The sequence below is a fragment of the Brachybacterium subflavum genome (genome assembly GCF_009299795.1).
Classification (GTDB): domain Bacteria; phylum Actinomycetota; class Actinomycetes; order Actinomycetales; family Dermabacteraceae; genus Brachybacterium; species Brachybacterium subflavum.
Genome location: NZ_VIGP01000021.1, coordinates 1 through 299 on the forward strand (window position 1 = coordinate 1; position 299 = coordinate 299).

Sequence of the window (299 nt, forward strand, 5' to 3'; positions counted from 1 at the left end):
GTTTAGAAATCAGCTCTTGCAAATGATCAAGCGCATCAGGCGATGGCAAGGGTAGAGCTTCCAGCTCATAGGCCGACACTGCGACACTCCCACTAACACAACGGAATGCCTGGTCAGCTGCCCGGCTGTTGATGAAAGCGGCTAGGACTTCGGGGCTGACACGCGGTGCGCTATCCAACGGCCTCAGCATGTTGAGATGATTTTCGACGACCACTGCGCCATGCTGCGCAATGAAGTCAGCTGGCAAAGCCGCTGCAATCAGGCGGCGATGCTGTTCCTTTGCCGTCGTGCGCTGCAAT

General features: G+C 56.5%; 1 protein-coding gene. It reads right to left on the reverse strand.

Annotated elements, in window-relative coordinates; genetic code table 11:
• On the reverse strand, nucleotides 1–190 hold a 190-nt coding region (locus tag FHG10_RS18360), incomplete at its 3' end, for a hypothetical protein (protein WP_227488366.1).
• Nucleotides 191–299: the final 109 nt, after the last annotated feature.